This is a genomic window from Mesorhizobium sp. M8A.F.Ca.ET.208.01.1.1, assembly GCF_004791315.1.
Taxonomy (GTDB): Bacteria; Pseudomonadota; Alphaproteobacteria; order Rhizobiales; family Rhizobiaceae; genus Mesorhizobium.
In genome coordinates this window covers 1-325 of the sequence record NZ_SRUT01000211.1, presented here as the reverse complement: position 1 = coordinate 325, position 325 = coordinate 1, and the positions used below count along the sequence as shown (strand labels likewise).

1 protein-coding gene is annotated in these 325 nt (G+C 63.4%); it reads right to left on the bottom strand.

The window, feature by feature from the left end:
• Nucleotides 1–325 (bottom strand): cation diffusion facilitator family transporter (locus tag EN851_RS34970; RefSeq protein WP_135931094.1); only part of this gene is annotated, 325 nt, incomplete at both ends.

The window sequence follows — 325 nt, the reverse complement described above, 5'->3', positions numbered from 1 at the left end:
CGTCGACGACCAGGTGGAACTCGATGAAAGTGGCGCGTCCGGCAATGCGCGTCTTCAGGTCATGCACCTCCAGCGCGCCCTTCGAGTTGGCCGAGATGATATCGCGGATCTGCATGTTTTCCTGACTGTCGACGGCGCGGTCCATCAGCCCGCTCATCGACGAGCCGATGACGTGCCAGCCCTGCCACAGGATGTTGAGCGCGACGATCACGGCGAGCGCCGGATCGAGGATCTGCCAGCCGGTGAGAAGTGCGCCGACAAGGCCGCCGAACACGCCTACTGACGTCACCACGTCAGTCATGATGTGCTGGCCATCGGCGGTCAG